Origin of the sequence: Streptomyces sp. NBC_01454 (assembly GCF_036227565.1) — a bacterium.
Lineage (GTDB): Bacteria > Actinomycetota > Actinomycetes > Streptomycetales > Streptomycetaceae > Streptomyces.
Window position 1 is genome coordinate 5,788,294 of the sequence record NZ_CP109460.1, and the last position, 26,872, is coordinate 5,815,165.

Sequence of the window (26,872 nt, forward strand, 5' to 3'; positions counted from 1 at the left end):
GCCCGGCCTCACCGCCCGGCGGGCTCCTTCGGGCCGTACAGCGCGTGGTCCGCGCCGGTCGCCAGTGCCCAGTAGCGGTCGCCGTAGGACCAGTGCCACCACTCCGTCGGGTAGTTGACCAGGCCCGCCGAGGTCAGTGCGGCGCTCAGCACCCGGCGGTGGGTGCGGGCGGCGGGCGTCAGATCCGGCGCGCCCGTGTAGCAGGCGCCGCCGCTCTCCTCGGGGGAGGCGTTGATCGGTGTCCCCATGTCGACCTCCGCGCCGTCCGCGGTGACCAGGGTGAGATCCACCGCCCCGCCCGCGCTGTGCGGGGCTATCCCGGGCGGTGAGACATAGCGGCTGGCGTCCTGGTGGCGGCGCTGCGGATCCCGGTCGGGGAAGGCGGCCCGCAGCTCGTCGGCGTACTCCTCGAAGTAGCGGCGCTGCAGTGCCGGGGGACGGTAGCCCTCGACGATCCGCAGCCGCAACCCGTCCGGCAGCAACTCCTGGGCCGCCACCAGCCGTTGCGCCACCCCCCGACGCAGATGCGCGAAGTGCCCCCGGACGTCGTGCCGGTCCCCGGCCACCCGCAGCGCGGGCGCCGCCGTCCGGAGGTCCACCAGCGGCTCACCGCACTCCTTGACGGGTATCGCGGCGACCGCCGGGTCCGCCATCAGCGTGATGCGGTCGCGGGCATCGCTCAGCACCAGCTCCGCCCCGTCGCCCGGTGCCCCTGCCACCGGCCCGCGCCACTCGGCGGCCGCCGCCACCCGCTCGCCGGTCGGCAGCCAGCCGCCGCTGAGGCCGCACCCCGGGCCGGAGCTGCCGGTGCCGATGCCGTTGGCCAGCAGCACCTGCAGCCCGCTGTCCCGCGCCAGCTCCGCATACCGATCCACGCGCTCGGTGGAGTCGTGGAAGGAGCTGGCGAGATAGACCCCGCAGCCGTCCGCCGCGGCCCGCGCCGGCACCTCGGGGAAGCTGCTGTCCAGGCAGGTGGCGAGCGCGAAGCGGATCCCGCCCAGGAAGAAGCGGCCGTCCGCGGCGCCCCGTGTGAAGAGCTTCCGCTCCTCCCCGGACAGATGGAGCTTGTCGTACCGCGTGAGCAGGGCACCGTCCGGCCCCAGGACGAACGAGGAGATGGTCGGCCCGGCCGCGCCCTCGCGCGCCCGGCCCGCCGCGTTCACCACCGCCGCGATCCCGGCCGCCCGGCAGGCCGCACGCACGGGCGCCAGCCGGGCATCGTCCTCGGTGACCGTCATCCCCACCGGGTCGGCGGCTATCAGACGCAGGTCATAGTGCGTCAGCGCGAGTTCGGAGAACGTCACCAGACCGGCGCCGCGGTCGGCGGCCTCGCCGACGAGCCGGGCCATCCGTGCGGCATTGGCCTCGATGTCGCCCGGCACGGGGGCGAATTGTGCGGCAGCAATGATCATTCGCCCATGATGCCCGGCGACGGCGCGGGGCGGGCGAGCCTGTGGACAACCGGTCCCCTGTGGACAACCGACCCCCGGTGGGCAGCCGGCTGAGCCACCTGTGGTCAACCGGCCCCCTCACCCGCCCCCTTCGCCTACCTGCGCGTGGCCTCTGACGCCGCCACCGTCAGGATCTCCCGCACCTGCCCGGTGATCGCGACCCGGTTGCGGACGAAGACCGGGTCGGTGACCTGGCCGGACGGATCCGTGTTGCCGGGGCCGAACTCCAGGACCGGGGTGTGCAGATGCCCTCCAGGGAGCGCCGGCCGCACCGCGTCCCGCAGCAGCGTCGCCCGGTAGGCGATCTCGTTGGACAGATAGTCCCCGCCGCCGCCCGCACGGGCCGTGGATCCCGCGGTCGGCCCGTCCGGCCGCTCCACCGGGGTGGTGGCGCCCGCCGGGATCTCCGTGACGGCGGTGTGGTCGACCACCGGGTACGGGCCGGTGCCGGCGGCCACGATCCGTGCGTACGGCAGGCTGGTGACCGTCCACTGCGGCTGCGGCCGCACGGTCGGCAGCCCCGCCGGAATCGGCACGGTTTCGGTGCGTGATACCCGCGCGTTGTCCGGATAGCCGCCCCGCCAGGCCCCGTTGGTCCGCTCGACGTCGAACCGCCCGGGCCGCCCCTGGCTGATGGTGGTGAACAGGTCGGCCTGCCGCGGCCCGCCGCGGAAGTGCGGCAGCAGGGTGCGCTCCACCGTGCCCTGTGCGAAGTCGTCCCAGCGCACCGGGAAGACCGCGGTCTCGATCCGGGCCGGTTCACCCGATGCGGTCCGTACGGTGGTTCCGTCCAGGGCGAGCGCCGCCGCCCCCGACGGGTTGCTCCGGCGGGCGTCGTCGTCCAGCTGGAAGGGGTCGAATCCGGTCACCACGATCCGCCGCACGTGCCCTCCGGCCGGCAGATCGATCGAGTCCTGTCCGCGCGAGCCCCGCTCCAGCGCGTCGAGGAGGGCGGCGCGGCGCGCCCCGTCCAGGGCGAAGTCCGGCTGCCACGTCCGCAGTTGCCTGGTCATGCTCAGCCGCGCCCAGTACAGCGGCCGGTCGTCGTCCCGGCTCAGATCGCCACCCTCCGGCCCGCGCCCCTGGGCCCGGTCCACGGCCCGCCGCCACAGCGCCCGCCCCTCCTTGGCGGTATAGCGCAGGGCCTGCGGGTACGTCGTCACCCGCGCCAGCCCGGCCCCGAACTCCCCTGCCCAGGCGTCGAATCCGCTGCGCCGCAGGATCTCCTGCGGCGCGGCCTGCGCCAGCCGGCCCTCCTCGACGGTGCTGTCCGGCGCGGTGGCCGCGTGGGCCGGTGCCGCCAGCGACAGCGGGACGGCGGCCAGCAGCGCGACACCGAGCGCGCCCATCCTGGTACGTATGCGTCTCATGAGGCGAGTAAAGCGGCGCCGGGGCCGGGACGGTAGAGGCCCTCAAGGCGACGCCACTACGGAGGCGGTGAGCCCCCGTCAGCCCGATGCCGACTCGCCGCCCGACCCCTCCGCCCGCTCGCCGCTCTCCTCCCCCCGCCCGAGCAGCGCGAGGAAGTCCCGGAAGGCCGCCGGCATGTCCACCTCCTGGGGATCCAGCAGCCATTGCAGCTGGAGCCCGTCCAGCACGGCGACCATCAGCGGCGCCGCCCGCTCCGGTGTCAGTCCGCCGGGCAGGGTGTCGCCGCACTCCGTCCGCAGCGCCTCGGCCAGCGAGGCGCGTACGGAGCGGAAGCGGGATTCGAAGAAGGCGCGGGCGGGGTGGTCCTCGGTGACGCTGTCGGCGGACAGCACCGTGTAGGTCCGCACGATGCCGGGGCGGGTGGCGTTGTAGTCGACGAGCGCGGCGAGGGTGCCGGTGCGGCTCCCGGACGCCGCGGCGGCCGAGGCCAGGTCCCAGCGGTCGCGTGCCTCCAGCACGCCGACCAGCAGTTGTTCCTTCGTCGGGAAGTGGTGCAGCAGCCCCTGCTGGGTCAGTCCGGCGCGCTCGGCGACGGCGGCGAGCGTGGTGCGGCGGTAGCCGCGTTCCGCGATGAGCTCCATCGCGGACTGCAGGATGGCCTCCCGCCGCTCCACGCGCCGGGCCTCCCGGCCGCCGCCGCCGGTCCGGGGTGCGCCCGGTCCGCCGTCGTGGGATCCGTCCTGGTCTCGTGCAGTCACCGGCCGAGCGTATCCCTCGCGTGGAGATCCCGTACGACTGATGCATCGGAAAAGTAACGGTCCCTACCGCGTGCCTGGTGACCAGGTCAGAATCCGGACAGGGGGCCTGTTCGACCACTCAGGGAACACCGGAGAACCGCATGACCGATGACCAGACCCACGGGCCCGCCGGTGCCGCCGCCGACGCCGGTCCGCCCGCCCGCGGCCACGCGCAGGACCACGCCGCGGCGGTGGAGCGGGCGCTCGCCGCACTCGACCTCGACACCAAGGTCCGCCTGCTGTCCGGCCAGGACATGTGGACCCTGCCGGCGGTGCCGGCGATCGGGCTGCGGTCGCTGGTGATGTCGGACGGCCCGGTCGGGGTCCGGGGCCGGGAGTGGAGCGCCGACGACCCCTCGGTGGCGCTGCCCGGCCCCACGGCACTGGCCGCCACCTGGGACCCCGCACTCGCGCGCCGGGCCGGCCACCTCCTCGCGCAGGAGGCCCGCCGCAAGGGCGTGCACGTCCTCCTGGCGCCGACCGTCAATCTGCACCGCTCCCCGCTGGGTGGCCGTCATTTCGAGTGCTATTCGGAAGACCCGCTGCTCACCGGCGTGATCGGCGCCGGATATGTCCGCGGGGTGCAGGAGGGCGGGGTCGGCGCGACGGTCAAGCACTTCGTCGGCAACGACGCCGAGACCGACCGGTTCACCGTCGACAACCGCATCGCCCCGCGCCCGCTGCGCGAGCTGTATCTCGCGCCCTTCGAGCACCTCGTCGAAAACGCCCGCCCCTGGGCGGTCATGACCGCCTACAACCAGGTCAACGGCTCGACCATGACCGAGCACCGCGCGCTGGTCCAGGGCGTGCTGCGCGGCGAATGGGGTTTCGACGGCTGCAACGTCTCCGACTGGACGGCCGCCCGCGACACCGTGCGCGCGCTGCGCGGCGGCCTCGATGTGGCGATGCCCGGCCCCCGTACCGTCTACGGCGCGCCGCTGGCAGAGGTCGTCCGTGCGGGTGAGGTGGCGGAGTCCGAGGTGGACGACGCGGTGCGCCGGGTGCTGCTGCTCGCGGCCCGCACGGGGTGTCTCGACGGGGTGCCGGCCGCGGTGGACCCGTCCGCGGTCCCCGGGGACATCGACGGCCGGGCCGTGGCCCGCGACCTCGCCCGGCGTGGCTGCGTCCTGCTGCGCAACGAGCCCGTGGCCGGGGCACGGCGGGCGCTGCCGCTGGAGGCCGCGGGGCTGCGCAGGGTCGCGGTCATCGGGGCGGCCGCGCGGGACGCCCGGGTGCTCGGCGGCGGCTCCGCGACCGTCTTCCCCGAGGCCGTGATCTCCCCGCTGGAGGGGCTGCGCGCCGCGCTGCCCGACGGGGTCGAGGTCACCTACGCCGCCGGCGCCGAGGCGCACACCCGGGTGCCCCACGCCCGCGACGGCTTCACGCTGACCGCCCGCTACCTCGCCGCGGACGGCCAACTCCTCGCCGAGACCCGGCAGTCCGACGGCGCGGTGCAGGTGATGGGCTGCTTCCCGCGGGGCGTCACCCGGCAGAATCTGCACGCCGTCGAGCTGACCGGCAGCTACCTCCCGCAGTGCGGCGGCAGCCACACCTTCGCCGTCTCCGGCACCGGTGAACTGCGGCTGATCGTCGGCGGTTCGGTCCTCTTCGACGGCCGGTGTGCGCCGGAGGGCAACGACCCCTTCGAGGCGTTCATGAAGCCCGTCGAGCGGCGGGTGACGGCGGAGCTGACGGCAGGCGAACGCGTCGAGGTCACCGTGCGGTTCGTGCCGGGCGGCCCGGACCTGGGCGAGGGCCTGGACGGGCTGCACTTCGCCCTCGGCCACCACTCGCCGCGGTCCGACGCGGAGGCCCGGATCGCGGAGGCGGTCCGCGCCGCCGAGGACGCCGATGTCGCGATCGTGGTCGTCGCCACCACCGAAGAAGTCGAGTCCGAGGGCTTCGACCGCGGCGATCTGCGACTGCCCGGACGCCAGGACGAGCTGGTCACCCGGGTCGCCGCCGCGAACCCGCACACCGTCGTGGTCGTCAACGCCGGCTCCCCCGTGGAACTGCCGTGGCGGGAACAGGTCCCGGCCGTGCTGCTGAGCTGGTTCCCCGGCCAGGAGGCCGGTGCGGCGCTGGCCGACGTCCTGCTCGGCGCCCACGAGCCGGGCGGACGGCTCCCCACCACCTGGCCGGCCCGCCTGACCGACGCCCCGGTCACCACCGTCATCCCGGACGGCGGTCAACTTCACTACTCCGAGGGAGTGTTCATCGGCTACCGCGCCTGGCAGCGGTCCGCCGCCACTCCCGCCTACCCCTTCGGCCACGGTCTGGGCTACACCGACTGGGAGTACGAGTCGCTGGACACGACCCCCGACTCGGTGCGGGTGCGGGTCCGCAACACCGGCGGACGGCCCGGCCGCGAGGTCGTCCAGATCTACCTGGCGCCCACCGCGGACGCCGCCCCGGACGCACCCGAGCGCCCGGAGCGCTGGCTGGCCGGCTTCGCCGTCGTCGAGGCCGGCCCGGGCGAGAGCGCGGAGGCCGAGATCCCGCTGCCGGACCGGGCCTTCGCGGTGTGGGGCTCCGCTTCCGAAGGCTCGGCAGGGAGCGAGGCGGACGACGGCTGGCGCCGGGTCAAGGGTGTCTACCTCGTCGAGGCCGCGCACAGCGCCGAGGACCGTCGGCTGACGGCGGAGGTCACCGTCGGCTGACCGGCCCGGGAGCGGGGGCGCCGCCCACCGGGTGCGCCCCCGCCGGTCCTCAGGAGGTCACCACCGACACATCACCGCCGCTCGTGCGCGCCGTCACCTTGTGCGCGGAGCGCCCGTCCACCGGCACGGCGACCTTGCGGTGCCCCCCGCTGGTCGAGGCCTCGACCGCGTACGCCCCCTTCGGGAGGCGGATGGTGACATTGCCGCCGCTGGTGCGGCCCGCCACCTGGTCGGGCGCCGCGGCCAGCGCGAGGTCCACATTGCCGCCGCTGGTCTTCGCCCGTACGGAGCGCGCCGCACAGTCCGTGACCTTGACGTCGCCGCCGCTGGTCTCCGCGGCGATGGCGCCCTTGGTGCCCCGCAGGGTGATGTCCCCGCCGCTGGTGAGCAGATCGACCGAGGCGGTGCGCGGCAGCAGCACCCGGTAGTCGACCTCGCACCGGCGCCCCATGCCGCACTCCGCGGCCTTCAGCGTCAGCCGGCCGTCCTTGACCGTGTGGGCGGGGCTCGGCTTGCGGTCGTTGTAGCGGTACTTCTCCGTCACCCGGACCGGGCCGGCGCCGTCGACCGGCACGATCTCGATGTTCCCGCCGTGTGTGGTCGCCGACAGCGCGCCGACCGTGCCCGGTACGGCGTACGTGCGCTGCGCCGTCTTCGTCGGACCGTAGTCCGGCAGCGAGCAGCCCGCCACCACCAGCACGCCCAACGCCGCACCGGACAGAAGCAGATGAGGAGCACGGAGGCGGGCCATGGTGTCGGTTCTCCCGGGGCAGACGGCGGATCGGATCGGACCGGAAAGCCGGTCACTGTTCATCGTGCCGTCATCGCGCCCTGCGCGCGTCGCCGCACAGGATGACCTTCGCCCGGCCGCGCCCCTAGGGGGCTCCCGCAGCCGGCGGCCGCGCCGAGAAGCGGTACACGGTGTGCGTGCGGTAGTGCGCGCCGGGCCGCAGCACGGTACCGGGGAAGTCCGGACGGTTGGGGGAGTCCGGGAAGTGCTGGGTTTCCAGGGCGAGTCCGGCCCGCGGACCGTAGGGGATTCCCGAGCTGCCGGTCAGGGATCCGTCGAGGTGGTCGGCGGTGTAGAGCTGCAGACCGGGCTCGGTGGTGGCCAGCTCCAGCACCCGGCCCGACGGCGGGTCGGACAGCTCGGCGACCGTGCGCGGCGCCGCCACGGCCCCGCCGTCGAGCACGAAATTGTGGTCGTATCCGCGGCTCACCGCCCGCGCCGCCCGGAAGTCGAAGCGGGTGCCGGCCACGTCGGCGGGCGCGCCGGGCAGCGGGATGCCGGTGCCGTCGACGGGCGTGTACCGGGACGCCGCCAGCCGCAGTTCATGGCCGGTGGCGGGGCCGCTGCCGTCACCGCCCAGGTTGAGGTAGGTGTGGTTGGTCAGGTTGACGACGGTCGGGGCGTCGGTGCGGGCGCGCGAGACGAGATGCAGCGCACCGTCGGGGGTCAGGGTGTAGGCCACCCGCACGTCCAGGGCGCCGGGAAAGCCCTCCTCGCCGTCCGGACTGACCCGGTGCAGCTCCACGCCGCCGGCAACCTCCTGGGCGCTCCACACCACCCGGGAGAAGTTGCGCGGCCCGCCGTGCAGGCTGTGCCGCCCGTCGTTCGGCGTCAGCCGGTGCCTTCTGCCGTCGAGCGGGAAGGATGCCCCGGCGATCCGGTTCGCATACCGCCCGACCAGCGCACCGAAGTGCGACCCGCTGTGCGCGAGATACCCGTCCAGATCCGCGAATCCCAGGGCCAGTTGCGCCCGCGTCCCGTCCCGGTCCGGGGCCTGGAGGGTCTGGATGATCCCGCCGTACGTCAGGACGCGCACCCGCAGCCCGCCCGGGCCCGACTCCAGGGTCCAGCGCTCGACGGGTGTGCCGTCCTCCAGCGCGCCGAAGGGTTCCCTGCTGACCTGCGTCGTCATGTCCGTGAGCCTATGCCCGCCGGCGGGCGCCGCGGACCCGGTGTGCGGCGCTACCGCCCCGGCCGGGTGACCACCCGGTACGCCAGCTCCGCCAGCTCCTGCTGGCCGCGGGCGCCGGGGTGGAACCAGTCCCAGGTGCTCAACTGCCGTCCGGTGAAGCGGTAGTCGAAGACCGCCGGGTCGAACCGGCACAGCGGATCCTTGCCGCACACCTGCGCCATCGCGGAGTTGTACGCCTTCACCCGCTTCTGCACGCCCGCCCGCCGGTCCTGGGCCGCCTTCGTCAGATCGTCCGGATCGCGCAGCATCGATCCGCACAGGCCCAGCTTCCACACCTGCTTGCCGAGCGGGTTCTTGCGCCCCTCGGACCACAGCCGCAACAGGTCCGGCACCGCCGCGACATACACCTGGGTGTGCGGCAGAGCACGCCGCAGCTGCCGCAGGGACCGTTCGAAGTCGGCCCGGAAGCCGGCCTCGGGCGTCATCGCCGTCACGTCGTTCCGGCAGGCGTCATTGGCGCCGATCAGGACCGTGACCAGCTCGGGTTTGCGGCGGACGGCCGAGGCGACCTGCTCGGGCAGATCGCTCATCAGCGCACCGGTCCGGGCGAAGTTCCAGCTGTGGGTGGCGGGCCGTTCGACCAGCCGCCGGGCGAGGCTGTCGACCGTGGGGTCGGTGCCGGTGGCCCAGGAGACCCGGGGGCAGTCGGCGAGCACCGTACAGGCGTCGAAGCCGGCGGTGATGGAGTCGCCGAGCGCCGCGATCGAGCCGGGGTCGGTGCGCCAGACGGGTGCGGGCCTGCCGTGCCGCTTGCCCGACGCGCCGGAGTGTGCCCCGGAGTCGTCGGCACTACAGCCGGTGAGGGCGATCAGGAGTGCGGACGCGGCGGCGACGGTACGTGAGGGGAACCGGCAAAGGGAGTGACGGCGGGGGCGCAAGGGCCGATTGATCTGCGTCATCCCCTGTCCCCTCCGGCGTGCGAGTGATATCTCTTCGGGTACCGACGGTACGTCACCACCCGACCGGCGCCGCGCGGTAGCTTTGCCCCGTGCCTGCCGGGCGGTGACCCAACGTGGCAAGTGCAGTCGGCACAGACAAATTACATCACGTCATTTCCTGTCCCATTTGCGGCAAATTCCGCCTAATGGTGTTTACTGTAGGTCACCAGCACGCTGGTGCCGAAGTGACCACTGGGGCAGAATGACAACTGTCCCGGCCGCAACCGGAACGGGCACGAGGCCGCTGGGGAAGGCGAACCTCGAACCGCACTGGAGGTCCCGGTGACGACACGTGGAGTTCTGTACGTCCACTCCGCTCCGCGCGCGCTGTGCCCGCACGTTGAATGGGCCGTGGCGGGCGTCCTCGGCGTGCGCGTCAATCTCGACTGGATCCGCCAGCCGGCGTCCCCGGGCACCTGGAGAGCCGAGTTCTCGTGGCAGGGCGAGGCCGGCACGGCCTCCAAGCTGGCCTCCGCGCTGCGCGGCTGGCATCTGCTGCGCTTCGAAGTGACCGCGGAGCCCTGTCCCGGCGCCGAGGGCGAGCGCTACAGCTCCACCCCCGACCTGGGCATCTTCCACGCCGTCACGGGCATCCACGGCGACATCCTGATCCCCGAGGACCGGCTTCGCGCCGCGGTCGCCCGCTCCGCGCGCGGCGAGACCGAGCTGGCCGCCGAGGTCGACAAGCTCCTCGGCAAGCCCTGGGACGACGAACTGGAGCCGTTCCGGTACGCGGGCGAGGGCGCCCCGGTCCGCTGGCTGCACCAGGTCGTCTAGGGCCTGTCGCGCGGGCCCGGTCCGCGCGGCACGCCGCCGGGGGGCGCCCGACATGCGCCGGCCTTGCCTTCGAGTCCACTTCACGCTCTAGCGTGCCGTCATGGCTGACAACAACGCTTCCGACACCCGCTCCGTGGCGGTGCTCGGCACCGGCATCATGGGCGCGGCGATGGCCCGCAACCTCGCCCGGGCCGGTCTGGACGTCCGCGCCTGGAACCGCACCCGCGCCAGGGCCGAGCCGCTGGCCGCCGACGGGATCCGGGTCACCGGCACCCCCGCCGAGGCCGTGGACGGCGCCGACGTGGTCCTCACGATGCTGCTCGACGGGCCCGCGGCCCTCGACGCGCTGCGGCAGGCGGCCCCCGTCCTTACCCCAGGTGCGCTGTGGCTTCAGATGGGCACGGTGGGAGCCGAAGGGCTCGCCCCGCTCGCCCGGTTCGCCGCGGAACACGGACTGCGGTTCGTGGACGCGCCCGTTCTGGGCACCAAGGATCCCGCGGAAAAGGGGGAGTTGACGATCCTGGCGGCCGGGTCGCGGGACGTCCGCGAGCGCGCCGAGCGGATCTTCGGCATCGTCGGGAGCCACACCCGGTGGGTCGGTGAGGACGCCGCCGACGGCGCCGCGAGCCGTCTCAAGCTCGTCGTCAACACCTGGGTGCTCACGGTCATCAGCGGTACGGGTGAGTCTCTCGCGCTCGCCAAGGGGCTCGGGGTGGACCCGCGTGACTTCCTCGCCGCGATCGCCGGCGGGGCGCTCGATCTGCCGTACCTCCGGCTGAAATCCGAGTTGATCCTGTCCGAGAACTACCCCGCCAGCTTCACCGTCTCCGCCGCCCGCAAGGACGCCCGGCTCATCACCGAGGCCGCCCAGGACGCCGGCGTCCACGTGGATCTGCTGGCGGCGGCCGCGGAGCGCTTCCGCCGCGCCGAGCGGCAGGGCCACGGCGACAAGGACGCGTCGGCCGCGTACTACGCCGGCTTCGACGACTGAGACGGCAGCGGGCCCGTCCGGTGATCTCTCACCGGACGGGCCCGTTACGGGTACTGAGGGGGCCTCAGACCGAGCGGAAGGCCAGGACCACGTTGTGGCCGCCGAAGCCGAACGAGTCGTTCAGGGCCGCGATCCGGCCCTCGGCCGGCAGCTTGCGGGGCTCGCCGCGGACGATGTCCCCGTCGACCTCCGGGTCGAGCTCGTCGAGGTTGATCGTCGGCGGAGCCACCCGGTGGTACAGCGCCAGGATCGAGGCAACCGTCTCGATACCGCCCGCGCCGCCCAGGAGGTGGCCGGTCATCGACTTCGTGGCGGAGACCGCCATGTGGTCGACGTCGTCGCCGAAGACCTTGCGCAGCGCCTTCAGTTCGGCCAGGTCGCCCTGCGGCGTGGAGGTGGCGTGCGCGTTGACGTGCACGACCTCCGCCGGGTCGAGGTCGGTGGCCTGAAGGAGGTTCTGCAGCGCGTGCGCGATGCCGTTGCCGGACGGCTCGGGCTGCACGATGTCGTGGCTGTCGGCGGAGATGCCCTGGCCGACGGCCTCGGCGTAGACCCGGGCGCCGCGCTTGGCGGCGTGCTCGGCCGACTCCAGGACGATGACGCCGGCGCCCTCGCCCATGACGAAGCCGTTGCGTGCGGTGTCGAAGGGCCGCGAGGCGCCCTGCGGGTCGTCGTTGGACTTCGACATCGCCATCATGTTGCCGAAGGCCACGATCGGCAGCGGGTGGATGGCCGCCTCCGTACCGCCCGCGACGACGATGTCGGCACGGCCCGTACGGATCATCTCGATGGCGTAGCCGATGGCCTCGGAGCCGGACGCACAGGCACTGACCGGGGTGTGCACACCGGCGCGGGCGTTCACGTCCAGGCCGACGTTGGCGGACGGGCCGTTGGGCATCAGCATCGGCACGGTGTGCGGGGAGACGCGGCGGACGCCCTTCTCCTTGAGCACGTCGTACTGGCCGAGCAGGGTGGTCACGCCGCCGATGCCGGAGGCGATGACGGCGCCGAGCCGGTCGGGGTCAACCGAGGTGTCCTCGCCGGCCTTGGCGGTGAAACCGGCGTCCGCCCAGGCCTCACGGGCCGCGATCAGCGCGAACTGCGCCGAGCGGTCCAGCTTGCGGGCCTGCGCCCGGGGGAGGACCTCCGACGGGTCCACGGCCGCCTGTGCGGCGATCCGGACGGGAAGGTCGGCCGCCCAGTCCTGGTCGAGGCTGCCGACGCCGGACTGTCCGGCGAGCAGGGCCTCCCAGGTCGAAGCGCTGTCGCCACCCAGCGGTGTGGTTGCGCCGATACCGGTGACGACCACGGTGCGATTGGTCGCGTTCACGGGAATTCTTACTCCACGGGTAGAGGGGTCTGAATCGACGGCGCCACCGCGGGGTGGCGACATGCGCGGGAGCTGGATCAGCTCTGGTGCTTGAGGATGTAGTCGGTCGCGTCGCCGACCGTCTTGAGGTTCTTGACGTCGTCGTCCGGGATCTTCACGTCGAAGCGCTCTTCAGCGGCGACGACGACCTCGACCATGGACAGCGAGTCGACGTCCAGGTCGTCGGTGAAGGACTTGTCCACCTGGACGTCCTCGGTGGGGATCCCGGCGATCTCGTTCACGATCTCGGCGAGACCGGCGACGATCTCTTCCTGAGTGGCGGCCATGATGGCGCTCCTTCGGTCATTTTGTGAGGAAACTGGGTTACTTGCGGTGAAGATCCTTGCGACGGCCGGTACATCCGAGGACATCCGGCGTTGCGCAGATCTTGCCTAGGGGAGGGTAACGACCGTCGCGGCGTAGACGAGACCCGCCCCGAAGCCGATGACCAGCGCGGTGTCGCCGCTCTTGGCCTGACCGGTCGCCAACAGCCGCTCCATGGCGAGCGGGATGGAGGCGGCCGAGGTGTTGCCGGTGGTCTCCACGTCGCGGGCGACCGTCACGCTCTCCGGCAGCTTCAGAGTCTTCACCATCGAGTCGATGATCCGCATGTTGGCCTGGTGCGGAATGAAGACGTCCAGGTCGTCCGGGCTGACGCCGGCCACGTCCAGCGCCTGCTGGGCGACCTTCGCCATCTCGAACACCGCCCACCGGAAGACCGCCTGGCCCTCCTGGGTGATGGCGGGGTAGCGGATCTCCTCCGGGGCCGGGCGGGCCTCGGGGGCATCCCCTCCGGGGACCGGGGTGGAGCGGTAGACGTCCCAGCCGAGGGTCTGCTTGATGGTCTCGGCCTTGTCACCCTCCGAGCCCCAGACCGTCGGGCCGATGGCCGGCTCGGTGGCCGGGCCGACGATCACCGCGCCGGCGCCGTCACCGAACAGGAAGGCCGTCGCACGGTCCTCAAGGTCGGTCAGGTCCGAGAGCCGCTCGACGCCGATGACCAGGACGTACTCCGCCGAGCCCTCGATCACCAGGCCCTTGGCCAGGGTCAGTCCGTAGCCGAAGCCGGCACAGCCCGCCGAGATGTCGAACGCGGCCGGCTTGCCGGCGCCGACACGGTGCGCGATCTCGGTCGCGATCGCCGGGGTCTGCTTGAAGTGCGAGACCGTGGAGACGATCACGGCGCCGATCTGCTCGGGCGTGATGCCGGCATCGGCGATCGCCTTGCCGGACGCCTCGACCGACATGGTCGCGACGGTCTCCTCGGGACCCGCCCAGTGGCGGGTCGCGATCCCGGACCGCGAGCGGATCCACTCGTCGGACGACTCGATGTGCTTGAGGATCTCCTCGTTGGGCACGACACGGGTCGGGCGGTAGCCGCCCACGCCCATGATCCGTGCGTACGGGGCGCCCTGTGCGGGCTTGATCTTCGAGGTCATGCGCTTCGGACTCCTATTCGGCCGGTGCGGAGCCCGCCGCGGCTGCGGCTGACGTCGTTTCGGCGATCAGCGTGCGGGCCGCGTCGAGGTCGTCGGGCGTCTTGAGGGCGAGGGTCCGCACGCCGGGCAGTGCGCGCTTGGCCAGGCCGGTGAGGGTGCCACCGGGAGCCGCTTCGATGAGCGCGGTCACGCCGAGCTCCTTGAAGGTCTCCATGCACAGGTCCCAGCGCACGGGGTTGGCCACCTGGCCCACCAGCCGCCGCACCAGCTCCTGGCCGGAGGAGATCAGCTGCCCGTCCTTGTTGGACACATAACGGGTGCGCGGATCGGCGACCGCCAGCTGGGCGGTCGCGGATTCCAGGGCCGAGACGGCAGGTGCCATGTGGTGAGTATGGAACGCGCCGGCCACCTTCAGCGGTACGACCCGGCGAGTGCCCTCCGGCTTGTTCTCGACCAGCGCGGCGATCTGCTCGGCGGTACCCGCGGCCACGATCTGGCCCGCGCCGTTCACGTTCGCCGCGGTCAGGCCCAGCTGCTCCAGATGCGGGAGGACCACGGCCTCGTCGCCGCCGAGGAGCGCGGCCATGCCGGTCTCGGTGACGGCGGCGGCCTCGGCCATCGCCTGGCCGCGCCGGCGCACCAGCGCCATCGCGGCCTCGTCGGAGAGGGTGTCGGCCAGCGCCGCGGCGGCGAGTTCACCGACGCTGTGGCCGGCGGTCGCGCCGACCTGCGCGGCGACCGCGTCGGCCGTCGCGAAGAGCTGCCGGGCGGAGAGGAGGGCGGACGCCACCAGCAGCGGCTGCGCCACCGCGGTGTCGCGGATCTCCTCCTCGTTCGCCTTCGTGCCGTAGTGGACCAGGTCCAGGTCGATGGCGTCCGACCAGGCACGGAGCCGGTCCTCGACACCGGGGAGGTCGAGCCAGGGAGTCAGGAAGCCGGGCGTCTGAGCGCCTTGGCCGGGAGCGACGAGTACGAGCACCCTCACACTCTCTCTTGTGGGTGGTTCCGCCCGCCCGTGGGGACAAGGACGAAGAACCATCGGGGTAATTGTTGGTGTCCGACAAAAGTCTAGAGTTGCGCCTCACTGTCAGCCAGGCGCCCCAGAATCAACGCGATACGGAGGGTGAACGCCGAGCGCACATCGGAGGGTGACCAGCCGGTGACGTCGGTCACACGTCGAAGCCGATAGCGCACGGTGTTGGGGTGCACGAAGAGCATCCGGGCCGCGCCCTCCAGACTGCTGGCCTGCTCCAGATAGACGCTCAGTGTCTCCAGCAGCGCCGAGCCCGCTTCCTCCAGCGGTCTGTAGATCTCCTCCACCAGCTGGTCGCGCGCGACCGGGTCCGAGGCCATCGCGCGCTCCGGCAGCAGATCGTCCGCGAGCACCGGCCGCGGCGCGTCCGGCCAGGCGGCACACGCCCGCAGCCCGGCCGCCGCGGCCTGCGCCGAGCGGGTCGCGGCCAGCAGGTCGGAGACCACGGGACCGGCCACCACGGGACCGGCGGCATAGGGGCCGATCAGCGCCTTGGCGGCCTTCAGCGGATTGTCCGAGCCGCCCGCGATCACCACCAGACGCGAGCCCAGCACCCCGGTCAGCACCTGGAGCTTGGCGTGCCGGGCGGCCCGCCGGATGGCCTCCACGGTCAGTTCGCTGTCCCCGTCGGGGGCGGTGCCCAGCACCACACACACGTGCTCGGGGGAGTTCCAGCCCAGCGCCGCCGCGCGGGAGACGGCGCCCTCGTCGGCCTCGCCCGACAGCACCGCGTTGACCACCAGCGACTCCAGCCGGGCGTCCCAGGCGCCGCGGGCCTCGGCGGCCTGGGCGTAGACCTGGGCGGTGGCGAAGGCGATCTCCCGGGCGTAGACCAGCAGCGCCTCCCGCAGCACGGACTCATCGCCCGGCGCCGCGACCTCGTCGATCGCGGACTCCATGACCTCGATGGTGGTGCGGACCATCTCGACGGTCTGCCGCAGGGTGATCGCCCGGGTCAGCTCGCGCGGGGCCGTGCCGAAGACGTCGGTACTGATCGCCTGCGGGGTCTCCGGATGCCGGAACCATTCGGTGAACGCGGCGATGCCGGCCTGCGCCACCAGGCCGATCCAGGAACGGTTCTCCGGGGGCATCGCGCGGTACCACGGCAGGGTGGCGTCCATGCGGGCGATGGCGGCGGCCGCCAGCTTGCCGGACGAATTCTCCAGACGCCGGAGGGTCGCCGAGTGCGGGTGCGCGTCGCGCGATGGGGGTTCAGACACGGGACAAGCCTGCACTATCGGGGCGGGGAGGTGCGGGGGCGGGGCTACGGTGGGCCCATGATTCAGGTGCGCAGGGCCGAGGAACGCTACCGCGGCGGCGAGCCGGAGGCGGGGATCGAGTCACGGCACGCGTTCTCCTTCGGCCCCCACTTCGACCCGGACAATCTGCGCTTCGGGGCACTGATCGCCTGCAATGAGGAGCGGCTGGCGGCGGGCGCCGGCTTCGACGAGCATCCGCACCGCGACACGGAGATCGTGACCTGGGTGGTGGAGGGCGAGCTGACCCACCGCGACTCGGCCGGCCACGAGACCACCGTACGCCCGGGGGATCTTCAGCGGCTCAGCTCGGCCGGCGGCGTCCGGCACGTGGAGCGCAATGACGGCGCCGGGCCGCTGCGCTTCGTCCAGATGTGGCTGGCGCCGCTCGCATTCGGCGGCGAGCCCGCGTACGAGGTGGTGCGCGGCATCGCCGACGGCACCCCGTACGCGGTGCCGCGGGCCGGTGCGCTGCTGCACCTGCGCCGCCTCGCCGACGGTGAGCGCACCGCGGTCCCGGACGCCGCACGGGCCTATGTGCACGTGGTGCGCGGCGCCGTACGGCTCGGTGCGCAGGACCTCGCGGCCGGTGACGCGGCGCGGATCACCGACGGTGCGGGGCTGGAGCTCAAGGGGCTGGCGGGCGCGGAGTGCCTGGTGTGGGAGATGGGGGCGGAGCCGGGCCACGGGTGAGGCCGTGGCGGGCCCGCCCACGTCCGTCGCCGTCCGGGCCCGCGCCCGTGCGCAGGTCAGGCCGGCCGAGCCAGCTCGGCCAGCACCGCGTCGGTCAGCTGCGGCCAGACCTCCGCCGCCCACGGCCCGAAGGCGCGGTCGGTCAGCGCGATACAGGCCGCGCGGGCGTCGGGGTCCACCCACAGGAACGTCCCGGACTGCCCGAAGTGCCCGAACGTACGCGGTGAGGACGCGGCGCCCGTCCAATGCGGCGACTTGCCGTCGCGGATCTCGAAGCCCAGCCCCCAGTCGTTGGGCTTCTGGTGGCCGAAGCCCGGCAGCACACCCGTCAGACCGGGGAAGACCACCTGGGTCGCCGCCGTGAGCGTCTCCGGTGCGAGCAGCCGCGGCGACTGCAGCTCGGCGGCGAAATGGATCAGGTCGGCGACCGTGGAGACGGCGTCCTTGGCGGGGGAGCCGGTCAGGTCCGTGGCGGACATGCCGAGCGGCGCGAGCACCGCCTCGTGCAGATACTGCGGGAAGGGGATGTCGGTCGCCTTGGCTATGTGATCGCCCAGCGCCTCGAAACCGGCGTTGGAGTAGAGCCTGCGGGTGCCCGGCTCGGACAGGGTGCGCGGCTCGTCGAAGGCCAGCCCCGAGGTGTGGGCGAGCAGATGACGCACCGTCGAGCCCGGGGGCCCGGCCGCCTCGTCCAGCTCGACCGCGCCCTCCTCGACGGCCAGCAGCGCGGCGTACGCGGCCAGTGGCTTGGTCACGGACGCCAGCGAAAAGCGCTGCTCCAGGGGGCCGTACGCGCCGGCCACCGAGCCGTCGGCTCGTACGACGGCGGCCGCAGCGGTGGGCACCGGCCAGTTCTCGATCATCCGCAGGCTCTGCATGCCCACGAGCCTAGGTGGTGTCCGCAAGGCCCCGCCGTCCGCCCGCCGGCCGACCCGCCGTCCCAAATCCCGGTCAAGATCGCGCTTGCCTGGAGTGCGCTCGAAGTCTCTAGCGTTGAAGACGTCGAGAGGCACCCGGCGAGAACGCCGGGGGACATCCGGCGAGCAGGGGAGACGGGCATGACGGTCACGCAGAGCGAACCGGTCACGAGCGGCACGACCACGGTCGGCCGGGGGCCGGCGACGGCGCGGGGCTGCCATACCCGACCGCCGCACCCACGGCCCACCGGCCGCGACCGGTACACGATCAGCGAGGTCGCGGAGCACACCGGCCTCAGCGCACACACCCTGCGCTGGTACGAGCGGATCGGCCTGATGCCGCACGTGGACCGCACCCACACCGGACAGCGGCGTTTCAGCAACCGCGATCTGGACTGGCTGGACCTGGTCGCCAAGCTGCGGCTGACCGGGATGCCGGTGGCGGACATGGTCCGCTACGCCGAGCTGGTGCGGGCGGGTGAGGGCACCTTCGCCGAGCGGGAGCAACTGCTGACCGCACACCGCGAAGACGTACGGCAGCGGATCGCCGAGCTGCGGAGCACGCTGGACGTCCTCGACTACAAGATCGACATTTATGGCGACGCCCGGCGGGCGTCCGAGAGGTGCTGAGGTCTCTATGAGCGGCAAGAAGATCGAAACGGTCGAGCTGGGCACCGGCGGTCCCCGGGTCGGGGTGCAGGGCCTGGGCTGCATGGGCATGAGCTTCGCCTACGGCCCGACGGACGCAGGCGAGGCGCGGGCCACGCTGGAGCGGGCACTGGAGCTGGGCGTCACGCTCTATGACACCGCCGACATGTACGGGATGGGGGAGAACGAGAAGTTCCTCGCCCCGTTCCTGCGGGCGCACCGCGACGAGGTCGTGCTCGCCACCAAGTTCGCGATATCCCAGGACCCCGAGGACCCGGCGAAGCGGATCATCCGCAACGACCCGGCCTACATCCGCGAGGCCGTCGAGGGCAGCCTGCGGCGCCTGGGCGTGGACGAGATCGACCTGTACTACATGCACCGCCGCGACCCCGGCGTCCCGATCGAGGAGTCGGTCGGCGCCATGGCCGAGCTGGTGGCCGAGGGCAAGGTCAAGCACCTGGGGCTGAGCGAGGTGACCGGCGCCGAGCTGCGCGCGGCGCACGCCGTGCATCCGATCGCGGCGCTGCAGTCCGAGTGGTCGCTGTTCAGCCGGGACGTCGAGCAGAGCGCGGTGCCGGCCGCCGCCGGGCTCGGCGTCGCCCTCGTCCCCTACTCCCCGCTCGGCCGGGGCTTCCTCACCGGCGCGTTCGTCAGCGCCGACAAGGAGCTGACCGCGGACGACTTCCGCCGCACCCAGCCCCGTTTCACCGGCGACAACGCGGCCGCCAACGCCGCGCTGCTGGAGCCGGTCCGCAGCATTGCCGAGGCACACGGCGCCACGCCCGGCCAGATCGCCCTGGCCTGGGTGCAGCACCAGGCCACGGCGCGCGGTCTGGCCGTCGTACCGATCCCCGGCACCCGTAAGCGCAGCCGCGTCGAGGAGAACGCCGCGGCGACCGCGATCCGGCTGACCGAGGGGGACCTGGCGCTGCTGGAGCCGATCGCCGGGAAGGTCGCGGGGGCGCGGTACGCGGACATGTCGCACACCTCGGCGGGCCGGGAGTAGCCGGGTCCCGGGGCCGGAGGAAGTCTCCGGCCCCGGCCGGTGCCGGGGCGCGGCGGCTCATGCGAGCCCCAGCGCGAAGGCTGCGAACCCGGCCGCCAGGAGGGCCGCCGCGGCACGGCGGGCCCGCGTGACACCGGTCCAGGGGGCCTCGAAGCGGTGGGTGGTGCGGGCGATCAGGAGCAGTACGGCCGCGAAGACCGGCAGCCAGGCGAGCCGGGCGAGCAGCCAGCCGACGGTGTCGGGCGCCGTGGTCAGCCCGGGCACCGGCCCCAGGAACGACGCGGGCACCGCCGCCGCCAGCATCGCCGTCTGGTGCCAGCACAGGATCGTCATCGCGGAGAGGTTGACGACCACCACCGGCGCCCACAGGGCGGGCCGGCGCAGCAGCCGGGCGAGCCGGTCCCGCAGCAGCACCGCGGCGCCCGACTGGGCGGCGGCCAGCGCCAGGACCAGCAGCGACGGCGGGTGGGAGTTCGTCCGGGCCACACCGGGGACGCCCACCATGCTCGCCGGGTAGTGGAAGAACAGCAGCAGCGCGGCGAACAGCGCGGCGCCGCCGAGCAGCAGCCACCGGGCGGCGCGCCGGCCGAGCCGCCGCTCACCCCAGCAGACCCCGAGCTGATAGGCGAACAGCCAGCCGGGCAGGAGGTTGAGCAGACTCAGCCAGGACGGCACGGCGTCGGCGAACGGCCCGTAGCGCAGGAAGTCCACCCCGGCCACCGCCCCCGCCAGCGGCGCCGCCGCCCAGGCGCCCATCCGCCGGGCAGCCCGCACGCAGTACGGCGTCAGCGCGGTGGTCCCCGCGTACACCGCGACGAACCACAGCGGCTGGACCACCAGCGTCGCCCCGGTCCGCAGCGTCGCCTCCGGCACCCCCAGGCCGGACAGGAGCAGCAGCAGCGCCGCCCATACGGCGGTCACCCCGACGACCGGGCGGCCCAGCCGGACGAGCCGGCCGCCCAGCCAGGCGCCGGTGGCGGTGCCCCGCTCCAGGGCACGCCGGTAGGAGAGCACCGACGCGCGCCCGCCGACCAGGAAGAAGACGCCGAGCATCTGGAGTACCCAACTGGCGGGCGCGAGCGAGCCGAAGGCGCTCAGCGGACTGGCGTTGTGCAGGGCGCCCCCGGCGTCCAGGGTGAAGCCGCCCAGCAGCCAGTGGCCGGTGGGCACGGCGAGCAGCGCCAGCGCGCGCAGACCGTCGATCGCACGGTCGCGGTCCGCGGGCGTGCGGTCCTCGATCCTGCGGACCGTGTGCCGGGCGGCGGATCTGAGAGGGACGAGGAAGGCGGTGTCCATGAGGCGTCCTTGGGTTCTTCCGTCGTGGCGTCGTTGGCGGCGTGGCGTCGTGGCGGCGCCGGGTCGTCGAGTCCTCGGGGCAGGTGCGTGCGCGGTGCGTGTGCCGTGTGTGCATGCCGTGCGGTGAACGGCGTGGAGATGCGGGCGCGTTGAGGCAGCGGCAAGGGGGCGGCGTCAGCGCACCGCGCCGTAGCGGCCCAGCACGACGGCCGCGACGTTCCGGAGCGAGTCCGTGCCGGGCGCGAGGTAGCCGGTGTGGCCCTCGGCCCGCACGGCGGGCAGCCGGCGGGCCCCGAAGGCGGGATCGGTGGGGTCGGTGCCATGGCCCAGCCCCAGCAGTTCGACGTGCGGGAGGTCACCGATCCAGTCGGAGGCGTCCCGCCCCGCCCACACCCGGGCCGAGGTGTGCAGCTCCGCCACGCTGTCCCGGCGCATCCCGGGGGAGCCGAGAACGATCAGGTCGGCGAGGCCGCCACCGCCCAGCCGCGGGACGGCCAGCCCGCAGACCACCGAGCCGTAGCTGTGGCACAGCACCGCCGGGGGCCGGGCACCGACCGCGGTCAGACCGGACAGCAGACGGGCCAGCCGCGGCGCTCCCGCCTCGGCGAGCCGCCCGGTCGCGGCGTCCGGACCGAGCCCCACCGGTGTGGTGTACCCCGCCCAGGCGATGACCGCGGTAGGGGTCCCGGGCGCCTCGGCGGCCAGCTCGGCGCGCAGCGACCGGGCCATCCCGGAGGGGGCGCCGTAGGGGTCCCTCGCCCGGTCGAAGGACGTCAGATCGATGTCCGAGCCCGGCACGATCACCGCGGTGTGCGCGGCGGCGGCCAGGTCGCCGTACACCTCGGCGACCTGGCCCCGGCCGCGCGGGTCGAAGGCCAGGATGTGGCGCCCGGGCGCGAGCAGCGCGGTGTAGCGGCGGGCCGCGGCCCGCGCCTGCCGGTGGTCCTCGAGGGTCCCGGCCGGGTCGGTGGCGCGGGCCAGCCGGCGGTCCCGTTCCGCCCGCAGGGCACGGGAGTTGGCCCGGTAGCGCAGCGCGAGCGGGGCGCCGTCGAGATTGCCGACGCTCAGCGGGTGCCGGGCCGCCAGTGACTGTTGCTGACGTCCGGTCAGCGAGGCGAAGAAGCGGGCGACTTCGGTGGGGGCCGCGGTCGCCGGGTCCGGCAGCCGGACGCCGAGCGAGTGGTCGGCCCGCCAGGCGGCGGCGCCCGGCGGCGGGCCGGTGACCGCGGTCTGCGCGGTGCCGGCCGCCCAGCCGCCGGTACCGGCGGCCACGGCCACCGCGAGCGCGGCCCCGAGGAGCGTGCGCCTGCTGCGTCCCACGGCGCTGCGCAGCCTGGACATGGTGGGTCTCCCTCCCGTTGGTGCGACGGAGGGAAACGTAGGAAGGGGGTGGGTGACGCGGCGTCACACCGCGGAGCCAACTCCCGGGTGATACCGGGGTAGGGGGTCCGCCCCGCCCCTCGTCCGGAAGGAGGAGGGGCGGAACGGGGGCGGGCGATGGCCTGCGCGCCCTAACGCTCTCCGGGCGCGACCAGCCCCGACTCGTACGCGAAGATCACGGCCTGCGCACGGTCGCGCAGCGCCAACTTCGCGAGCACCCGGCCGATATGGGTCTTCACGGTCTGCTCCGCGAGGATCAGCGCCTCGGCGATCTCCTGGTTGGGACAGCCCGCGGGCGATCAGCTCCAGGACCTCCGTCTCGCGCGGGGTCAGCCCGTTCAGCCGCAGCGCGGTGCGCCCCGCGCGGGGCGCCGGCCGCTGCCGGGCGAAATCGGCGATCAGCCGCCGGGTCACGGACGGCGCGAGAAGCGCCTCACCGGCCGCCACCACCCGCACCGCGGAGATCAGATCGGCCGGCGGCGCGTCCTTGAGCAGGAATCCGGACGCACCCGCGCGCAGCGCCTCGTAGACGTAGTCGTCGACATCGAAGGTGGTCAGCATCAGCACCCTCGGCCGGTGGGTGACCCCGGCCGGCGGATCGAGCAGCTGACGGGCCGCCTCCAGCCCGTCCATCTCCGGCATCCGCACGTCCATCAGCACCACGTCGGGGTGCGTCCGGCGGCTCAGCGCCACGCCCTGCAGACCGTCCGGCGCATCACCCACCACATCGATATCGCTCTGCGCGGCGAGCAGCGCGGCGAAGCCCGCACGCACCATGGCCTGGTCGTCGACGATGATCACGCGCGTGGTCACAGGGCACCGGAGTCCTTCGTGGGCAGGGACGACGCCGGGGCGGCCGGCGGCGCGAGCGGAAGCTGTGCGGCGACCCGGAAGCCGCCGTCGGGCAGCGGCCCGGTGTCGAGCGAGCCGTCCACCAGCCGCACCCGTTCCCGCATCCCCACCAGGCCGTGGCCGGTGCCACCGGTCTCCAGCGGCGCTGACGGGGTGGACGGCGCGGGCGGCGGGGAGTTGACGATCAGCACGGTCAGCCGGGTGCCGTCCGCCGTCGCCCGCAGCGACACCCGGGTCGGCGCGCCCGGCGCGTGCCGTACGACATTGGCCAGCGCCTCCTGGACGATGCGGTACGTCGACAGATCCACCGCCGGTTCGAGCGCCGCGGCCTCCTCGGGCAGCGCCAACTCGACCGGCACACCGGCCCGTACGGTCGCCTCGACCAGCTTCGGCAGCATCCCGATCCCGGGCTGCGGGGTCTTCTCCGGGCCGCCGAGCCGCTCCGACTCCTCGCTGCGCAGCACCCCGAGCAGCCGGCGCATCTCGGCCAGCGACTCACGGGCGCTCGCCGCGATCGCCCCGAACTCGTCCACGGCCGCCGCGGGGATGCCGCCGATGCGGTACGGGGCGCTGTCGGCCTGGACCGTGATCACCGACATGTGGTGGGCGACGACATCGTGCAGCTCACGGGCGATCCGGGTGCGCTCCTCCAGCAGGGTGCGACGGGCCCGCTCGGCCTCGCTGATGGTCTCCTGCTCGATCAACTTCCGCTGGGCGTCGCCCCGTTCCCGCAGCGTGGCGCCCATCATCAGCACCACACCGGAGAGGACGAACAGCAGCACCCAGGTGCTCTGGCTCCGGTCGGGCGCGCCGAAGTCGGCGGCGATGCCCGCCGCACCGGTCGTCAGCCACACGGCGATCAGGGTGCGGCGGCGCTCACGCAGCGACAGCGCCAGCATCAGCGCGAGATAGCCCACGATCACCGGGGGCGGCCAGGGCCAGGCGCGGCCCGTCACGCCATCGAGCAGGGAGAGCATCTGCGCGCAGACCACATCCGCCGCGAAGATCACCCACCAGGCCTGCAGCGGCCGGGTCACCGCGAGCAGCAGGGGCGCGGTCTGTGCGGTGGCCAGCGCGCCGGCCAGCCCGCCGGCCAGGCCGTAATCGTGGGCGAGGACGGTGATGGTCGTCGGCAGCAGGGACACCGCGAACGCGAACGCGACGGCATACGGCAGCCGGCGCAGCCAGGGGTTGTGGACCGTGCCGAACAGCGGGGTACCGGGCTCGGCCGGGGTGCCGAGCTCGACGGCGAGCAGCCGCAGCGCCTGGCGTACGGCGCGCAGCGCCCGGTACCGGACCGGCCCGGGTGCGGAAAGAGGAGAGGGAGACGGTGAGGGAGGCAGTGGGGGAGGGGATTCGGTCATGACGACCTCACGGTAAGCGGACCGTGGGGGCGGCGGCGTCCTCCCTGGGGCCGGACTTGCGGCAGTACCCAGGGAGGAGCCCACGCTCCGGAGGGGCGCCGTCCGGTCGCCGGGTCACCGCGCCTACAGCTCCGCCAGCAGCTCGGCCTTCTTCGTGCTGAACTCGTCGTCGGTCAGCAGACCGGCCCCGTGCAGCTCGCCGAGGTGCCGGATGCGGTCCGCGATGTCCGCCGGATCGCGTCGGGCGTCCCCGGTCCGGCGGCGCACCGGCTCGCCGTCCGGCGACTCCTGCGCCGGATCGGCGGCGCGCACGGCCTGCAGCACCGAGGCCGCGAACGGCAGCGACTCATGCACCGGGCCGTATCCCAGCCCGAACACCACGGCGGCCGGATCCTGGTCCGCCTCGTCGGCCGCGGCGTCGCGGGCGCCGCGCTCCAGCAGCCGCAGATAGCCGTTGAGGATCTCCGGCGACCGCCACTCGACCCCGGCCAACTCGCCGACGGGGAAGGTCTGGTCGCCGCATTTCCACTTCGCCGAGGACGCGCCGGTCCAAAACCAGCGGAAGGCGACGGACCGGCCGTCGAAGGAGGCCTTGCCGTCATAGGCCTTGAAGTGCAGCGGCGGCTCCGGCGCGGCCACCAGATGGCGGTCGGCGGGCTCCTTCGCATCGGGGCCGAGCACCGTGCGCAGCTCATCGGCGTAGAACTCGGCCAGGGTCTCGCGCCCGGCCGGCAGCACCAGCCGGTAGGGATCGGAGTCCTCTTTCAGCTGCCCGTCCGCCGCCTCCATCAGCGGATCGGCACCGTGCCGCGGCACGGCGTGCAGCACCACCGTGCCCCGTCTGCCCTCGCTCACCTCGACAGTGCTCAGCGCCTCGTACGGAATGCGTCGCTCGCCGAGCGCCTGGAACAGCTTCGGCCTGCGGATCCCCCGTTCGAAGCGGATGAGTACGGAGTCCGCATCGAACTCCCAGACGGCGTGAAAACCGGCCAGCACATCACCCATGTGGCTCATCGTATGCGGGCGGTTGCCCGCCCGTCCCCCTTCCGGACACCCCAAGGGGGCCTACCGAAGCTACGCGCGTCACTCCGGCCACCCGCTCCTTCTCCGCCTCATGGACGTCACCCGCGACGGGCGCGGTTCCCGCAGGTATGGCCCGTCCCCGGGCGCCGGGCCGTACCTGCGGCCGCTGGTCTGTGCTGCCGTGGCCCGCTCAGGCCGTGGCGGAGGCGCACTGCGGGTCGGCGGAGGCGCAGTCGACGGTGCCGGTGTCGCCGACACCGACCAGTGCGAAGTTCTTCAGGCTGCGGGTGCCGGGCGCGAAGTAGCCGGCGTGCCCGACGGCGCCGTCGGCCGACAGGACCCGCGCGCCGAAGGCCGGATCGACCGGGTCCGCGCCGTGGCCGAGCCCGCCGACCTCCAGATTCGGCACGTCCTGGATCCAGTCGTCGGAGTCCCGCATCGCCCAGACCCGGGCGTGGGTGCCCAGCCCGGCGAGGCTGCCGGCCCGCATGCCCGGGCTGCCGGCCACCGCGATGTCCTTGACGTTCGAGGGCAGGGTGCGGGCCGCGACGCCGCACACCACGGAGCCGTAGCTGTGGCAGAACAGCGAGACCGAGTCGGCCGACGGCAGCGCGTTCACCAGGGCGCGCAGCCGCACCGCGCCGGCCTCGGCGAGCTGCCCGGTGGCGGCCTCGACCCCGAGGCCGGACGGCGAGGTGTAGTCGGCCCAGGCGATCACGGCCGTACGGGCGCTCGGGCGGGCCGCCCGCTCGGCGCCGTAGAGGGCGCGCCCCATGCCGACGGGGGCGGCGGTGGCCCGCGCGGTGCGCTCGAAGGTCGACAGATTGGTGTCCACGCCGGGCACCACGACCGAGACCCGGTCCGCCTTCGTGAGATTTCCGAAGACCTCGGCGGCCCGCCCGCCATCGGCCGGGTCGAAGGCCAGGATCTGCCGGCCGGGGGTCATCAGCGATTCGAGGCGGTGCATCAGCCGGCCCGCTTCCTGGCGGCCGACGGGGGTGAGCCGGTGGTCACCCATCCGGCGTTTCTCGACCGCGCGGGCGTCGTCGATGGCCATCCGGTTGGCGCGGTAGCGCAGCTGCGCGGGGGCGCCGCCCATATTGCCGACGACCAGCGGATAGCGGGTGGTGAGCTGCTGCTGCTCGGCCCGGCTGAGGGGGGCGAAGAAGGCCCGGACCGCGGCCGGCGGCCCGTTGGGGTCGGGCAGCGGGCGCCCCAGGAAGGTGGCGTGCTTCCATGCGGCCTTCGCGGTGGCCAGGGGGTTGGCGTCGTCCTTGGTACCTCTGACGGCGGTCCAGCCGGTCATCGCAAGCATCACGAACACCACCACCAGGGCGAGTGCGGTGCGCAAGGCGGTGGACTGAAGAAAACCGGAGGAGGGGCCGAGGCCCGGGAAGGAAGTCACCGCGAGCCACCCTAGGAGAAGCGGAAGCATGCCTGTGGTGGCCGTGAGTGATCTCACGTTTCCCGGTGGGTATTTCGACCAAACCGGACACACGTAGTCCGTTTTCGGTGCTCAGTCGTGCAGGGGTGGTCTCAGGGGTCACCGTCGCCGATCGCGCAGCGCCGGACGGCAGTTACGGGGAGTGGGCGAGGTCGTGGCGTTCGCCCTGGCTGCCTTTGGTGCCG

Annotated in this window: 23 protein-coding genes and 1 pseudogene; 6 read left to right on the forward strand and 18 right to left on the reverse strand. The window is 73.5% G+C overall.

Features of this window, described 5'->3' with window-relative positions; all coding sequences use genetic code 11:
• Window positions 1-8: 8 nt before the first annotated feature.
• The 3 genes from OIU81_RS25635 to OIU81_RS25645 all read right to left on the reverse strand — a co-directional run bounded on the left by OIU81_RS25635 (window position 9) and on the right by OIU81_RS25645 (window position 3,580).
• A complete protein-coding gene (locus OIU81_RS25635; protein ID WP_329151497.1) occupies window positions 9-1,412 on the reverse strand; it encodes a nitrilase-related carbon-nitrogen hydrolase in 1,404 nt (467 codons plus the stop codon).
• A gap of 134 nt (window positions 1,413-1,546) precedes the next feature.
• Window positions 1,547-2,821, reverse strand: coding sequence for a pyroglutamyl peptidase (locus OIU81_RS25640; protein WP_329151498.1), 1,275 nt, complete (start codon window positions 2,819-2,821; stop codon window positions 1,547-1,549).
• 78 nt (window positions 2,822-2,899) lie between these two features.
• The gene (locus OIU81_RS25645; RefSeq protein ID WP_329151499.1) at window positions 2,900-3,580 is read right to left on the reverse strand and encodes a TetR/AcrR family transcriptional regulator; all 681 of its coding nucleotides are present in this window, start codon (window positions 3,578-3,580) and stop codon (window positions 2,900-2,902) included.
• A 140-nt stretch (window positions 3,581-3,720) separates the two neighbouring features.
• Between OIU81_RS25645 and OIU81_RS25650 the strand changes: the two genes are divergently transcribed.
• A complete protein-coding gene (locus OIU81_RS25650; RefSeq protein ID WP_329151500.1) occupies window positions 3,721-6,279 on the forward strand; it encodes a beta-glucosidase family protein in 2,559 nt (852 codons plus the stop codon).
• A gap of 49 nt (window positions 6,280-6,328) precedes the next feature.
• On the opposite strand, the gene OIU81_RS25655 is transcribed toward OIU81_RS25650, so the two are convergent.
• The 3 genes from OIU81_RS25655 to OIU81_RS25665 form a co-directional block, all read right to left on the reverse strand.
• A complete protein-coding gene (locus OIU81_RS25655) occupies window positions 6,329-7,030 on the reverse strand; it encodes a DUF4097 family beta strand repeat-containing protein (protein WP_329151501.1) in 702 nt (233 codons plus the stop codon).
• Between the two features lie 124 nt (window positions 7,031-7,154).
• Window positions 7,155-8,201: an aldose epimerase family protein gene (locus OIU81_RS25660; RefSeq protein WP_329151502.1), complete on the reverse strand. Its 1,047-nt coding sequence runs from the start codon at window positions 8,199-8,201 to the stop codon at window positions 7,155-7,157.
• A gap of 50 nt (window positions 8,202-8,251) precedes the next feature.
• Window positions 8,252-9,160: an SGNH/GDSL hydrolase family protein gene (locus OIU81_RS25665; protein ID WP_329151503.1), complete on the reverse strand. Its 909-nt coding sequence runs from the start codon at window positions 9,158-9,160 to the stop codon at window positions 8,252-8,254.
• Between the two features lie 321 nt (window positions 9,161-9,481).
• On the opposite strand from OIU81_RS25665, the gene OIU81_RS25670 reads away from it, so the two are divergent.
• Both OIU81_RS25670 and OIU81_RS25675 read left to right on the forward strand, forming a co-directional pair.
• The gene (locus OIU81_RS25670) at window positions 9,482-9,976 is read left to right on the forward strand and encodes a DUF3145 domain-containing protein (protein WP_329151504.1); all 495 of its coding nucleotides are present in this window, start codon (window positions 9,482-9,484) and stop codon (window positions 9,974-9,976) included.
• Window positions 9,977-10,076: 100 nt separating this feature from the next.
• The gene (locus OIU81_RS25675; protein ID WP_329151505.1) at window positions 10,077-10,967 is read left to right on the forward strand and encodes an NAD(P)-dependent oxidoreductase; all 891 of its coding nucleotides are present in this window, start codon (window positions 10,077-10,079) and stop codon (window positions 10,965-10,967) included.
• Window positions 10,968-11,031: 64 nt separating this feature from the next.
• On the opposite strand, the gene OIU81_RS25680 is transcribed toward OIU81_RS25675, so the two are convergent.
• The 5 genes from OIU81_RS25680 to OIU81_RS25700 form a co-directional block, all read right to left on the reverse strand.
• Complete coding sequence (locus OIU81_RS25680) at window positions 11,032-12,297, reverse strand: beta-ketoacyl-[acyl-carrier-protein] synthase family protein (RefSeq protein WP_329151506.1); 1,266 nt, start codon at window positions 12,295-12,297, stop codon at window positions 11,032-11,034.
• Window positions 12,298-12,374: 77 nt separating this feature from the next.
• Window positions 12,375-12,623 carry an acyl carrier protein gene (locus tag OIU81_RS25685; protein WP_006605825.1) on the reverse strand — a complete coding sequence of 83 codons (249 nt, stop codon included), beginning with the start codon at window positions 12,621-12,623 and terminating at the stop codon, window positions 12,375-12,377.
• Between the two features lie 105 nt (window positions 12,624-12,728).
• Window positions 12,729-13,775 (reverse strand): ketoacyl-ACP synthase III, encoded by a 1,047-nt coding sequence (locus OIU81_RS25690; protein WP_329151507.1) that lies wholly within the window; start codon window positions 13,773-13,775, stop codon window positions 12,729-12,731.
• A gap of 13 nt (window positions 13,776-13,788) precedes the next feature.
• Window positions 13,789-14,754, reverse strand: coding sequence for an ACP S-malonyltransferase (locus OIU81_RS25695; RefSeq protein ID WP_329151508.1), 966 nt, complete (start codon window positions 14,752-14,754; stop codon window positions 13,789-13,791).
• Between the two features lie 89 nt (window positions 14,755-14,843).
• Window positions 14,844-16,028: a PucR family transcriptional regulator gene (locus OIU81_RS25700; RefSeq protein ID WP_329151509.1), complete on the reverse strand. Its 1,185-nt coding sequence runs from the start codon at window positions 16,026-16,028 to the stop codon at window positions 14,844-14,846.
• Between the two features lie 57 nt (window positions 16,029-16,085).
• On the opposite strand from OIU81_RS25700, the gene OIU81_RS25705 reads away from it, so the two are divergent.
• Window positions 16,086-16,757, forward strand: coding sequence for a pirin family protein (locus OIU81_RS25705; RefSeq protein ID WP_329151510.1), 672 nt, complete (start codon window positions 16,086-16,088; stop codon window positions 16,755-16,757).
• A gap of 56 nt (window positions 16,758-16,813) precedes the next feature.
• On the opposite strand, the gene OIU81_RS25710 is transcribed toward OIU81_RS25705, so the two are convergent.
• Window positions 16,814-17,635 carry a serine hydrolase domain-containing protein gene (locus tag OIU81_RS25710; RefSeq protein ID WP_329151511.1) on the reverse strand — a complete coding sequence of 274 codons (822 nt, stop codon included), beginning with the start codon at window positions 17,633-17,635 and terminating at the stop codon, window positions 16,814-16,816.
• Between the two features lie 180 nt (window positions 17,636-17,815).
• On the opposite strand from OIU81_RS25710, the gene OIU81_RS25715 reads away from it, so the two are divergent.
• Both OIU81_RS25715 and OIU81_RS25720 read left to right on the forward strand, forming a co-directional pair.
• A complete protein-coding gene (locus tag OIU81_RS25715; protein ID WP_329151512.1) occupies window positions 17,816-18,304 on the forward strand; it encodes a MerR family transcriptional regulator in 489 nt (162 codons plus the stop codon).
• 7 nt (window positions 18,305-18,311) lie between these two features.
• Window positions 18,312-19,328, forward strand: a complete 1,017-nt coding sequence (locus OIU81_RS25720; RefSeq protein WP_329151513.1) for an aldo/keto reductase — start codon at window positions 18,312-18,314, stop codon at window positions 19,326-19,328.
• Between the two features lie 57 nt (window positions 19,329-19,385).
• On the opposite strand, the gene OIU81_RS25725 is transcribed toward OIU81_RS25720, so the two are convergent.
• From OIU81_RS25725 to OIU81_RS25750, 6 genes and pseudogenes are all read right to left on the reverse strand, one after another.
• The gene (locus tag OIU81_RS25725; RefSeq protein WP_329151514.1) at window positions 19,386-20,624 is read right to left on the reverse strand and encodes an acyltransferase family protein; all 1,239 of its coding nucleotides are present in this window, start codon (window positions 20,622-20,624) and stop codon (window positions 19,386-19,388) included.
• A gap of 174 nt (window positions 20,625-20,798) precedes the next feature.
• Complete coding sequence (locus OIU81_RS25730; RefSeq protein WP_329151515.1) at window positions 20,799-21,965, reverse strand: alpha/beta hydrolase; 1,167 nt, start codon at window positions 21,963-21,965, stop codon at window positions 20,799-20,801.
• Window positions 21,966-22,135: 170 nt separating this feature from the next.
• Window positions 22,136-22,817 (reverse strand): annotated as a pseudogene (locus OIU81_RS25735) (response regulator).
• Window positions 22,814-24,220 (reverse strand): sensor histidine kinase, encoded by a 1,407-nt coding sequence (locus OIU81_RS25740; protein ID WP_329151516.1) that lies wholly within the window; start codon window positions 24,218-24,220, stop codon window positions 22,814-22,816. Before OIU81_RS25740 ends, OIU81_RS25735 begins: the two are co-directional and overlap by 4 nt.
• A gap of 123 nt (window positions 24,221-24,343) precedes the next feature.
• On the reverse strand, window positions 24,344-25,225 hold the full coding sequence (locus OIU81_RS25745; RefSeq protein ID WP_329151517.1) for a DUF4429 domain-containing protein: 882 nt from the start codon (window positions 25,223-25,225) through the stop codon (window positions 24,344-24,346).
• Window positions 25,226-25,433: 208 nt separating this feature from the next.
• Window positions 25,434-26,648: an alpha/beta hydrolase gene (locus OIU81_RS25750; protein ID WP_329151518.1), complete on the reverse strand. Its 1,215-nt coding sequence runs from the start codon at window positions 26,646-26,648 to the stop codon at window positions 25,434-25,436.
• Window positions 26,649-26,872: the final 224 nt, after the last annotated feature.

Bases quoted from the DNA above. Each gene is read 5' to 3' on its own strand.
- OIU81_RS25745 (WP_329151517.1), bottom strand. From the start codon at position 25,225: ATGGGTGATGTGCTGGCCGGTTTTCACGCCGTCTGGGAGTTCGATGCG.
- OIU81_RS25665 (WP_329151503.1), bottom strand. From the start codon at position 9,160: ATGACGCAGATCAATCGGCCCTTGCGCCCCCGCCGTCACTCCCTTTGC.
- OIU81_RS25675 (WP_329151505.1), top strand. From the start codon at position 10,077: ATGGCTGACAACAACGCTTCCGACACCCGCTCCGTGGCGGTGCTCGGC.
- OIU81_RS25715 (WP_329151512.1), top strand. From the start codon at position 17,816: ATGACGGTCACGCAGAGCGAACCGGTCACGAGCGGCACGACCACGGTC.
- OIU81_RS25705 (WP_329151510.1), top strand. From the start codon at position 16,086: ATGATTCAGGTGCGCAGGGCCGAGGAACGCTACCGCGGCGGCGAGCCG.
- OIU81_RS25650 (WP_329151500.1), top strand. From the start codon at position 3,721: ATGACCGATGACCAGACCCACGGGCCCGCCGGTGCCGCCGCCGACGCC.
- OIU81_RS25710 (WP_329151511.1), bottom strand. From the start codon at position 17,635: ATGCAGAGCCTGCGGATGATCGAGAACTGGCCGGTGCCCACCGCTGCG.
- OIU81_RS25660 (WP_329151502.1), bottom strand. From the start codon at position 8,201: ATGACGACGCAGGTCAGCAGGGAACCCTTCGGCGCGCTGGAGGACGGC.
- OIU81_RS25720 (WP_329151513.1), top strand. From the start codon at position 18,312: ATGAGCGGCAAGAAGATCGAAACGGTCGAGCTGGGCACCGGCGGTCCC.
- OIU81_RS25635 (WP_329151497.1), bottom strand. From the start codon at position 1,412: ATGATCATTGCTGCCGCACAATTCGCCCCCGTGCCGGGCGACATCGAG.
- OIU81_RS25740 (WP_329151516.1), bottom strand. From the start codon at position 24,220: ATGACCGAATCCCCTCCCCCACTGCCTCCCTCACCGTCTCCCTCTCCT.
- OIU81_RS25640 (WP_329151498.1), bottom strand. From the start codon at position 2,821: ATGAGACGCATACGTACCAGGATGGGCGCGCTCGGTGTCGCGCTGCTG.
- OIU81_RS25690 (WP_329151507.1), bottom strand. From the start codon at position 13,775: ATGACCTCGAAGATCAAGCCCGCACAGGGCGCCCCGTACGCACGGATC.
- OIU81_RS25685 (WP_006605825.1), bottom strand. From the start codon at position 12,623: ATGGCCGCCACTCAGGAAGAGATCGTCGCCGGTCTCGCCGAGATCGTG.
- OIU81_RS25725 (WP_329151514.1), bottom strand. From the start codon at position 20,624: ATGGACACCGCCTTCCTCGTCCCTCTCAGATCCGCCGCCCGGCACACG.
- OIU81_RS25655 (WP_329151501.1), bottom strand. From the start codon at position 7,030: ATGGCCCGCCTCCGTGCTCCTCATCTGCTTCTGTCCGGTGCGGCGTTG.
- OIU81_RS25730 (WP_329151515.1), bottom strand. From the start codon at position 21,965: ATGTCCAGGCTGCGCAGCGCCGTGGGACGCAGCAGGCGCACGCTCCTC.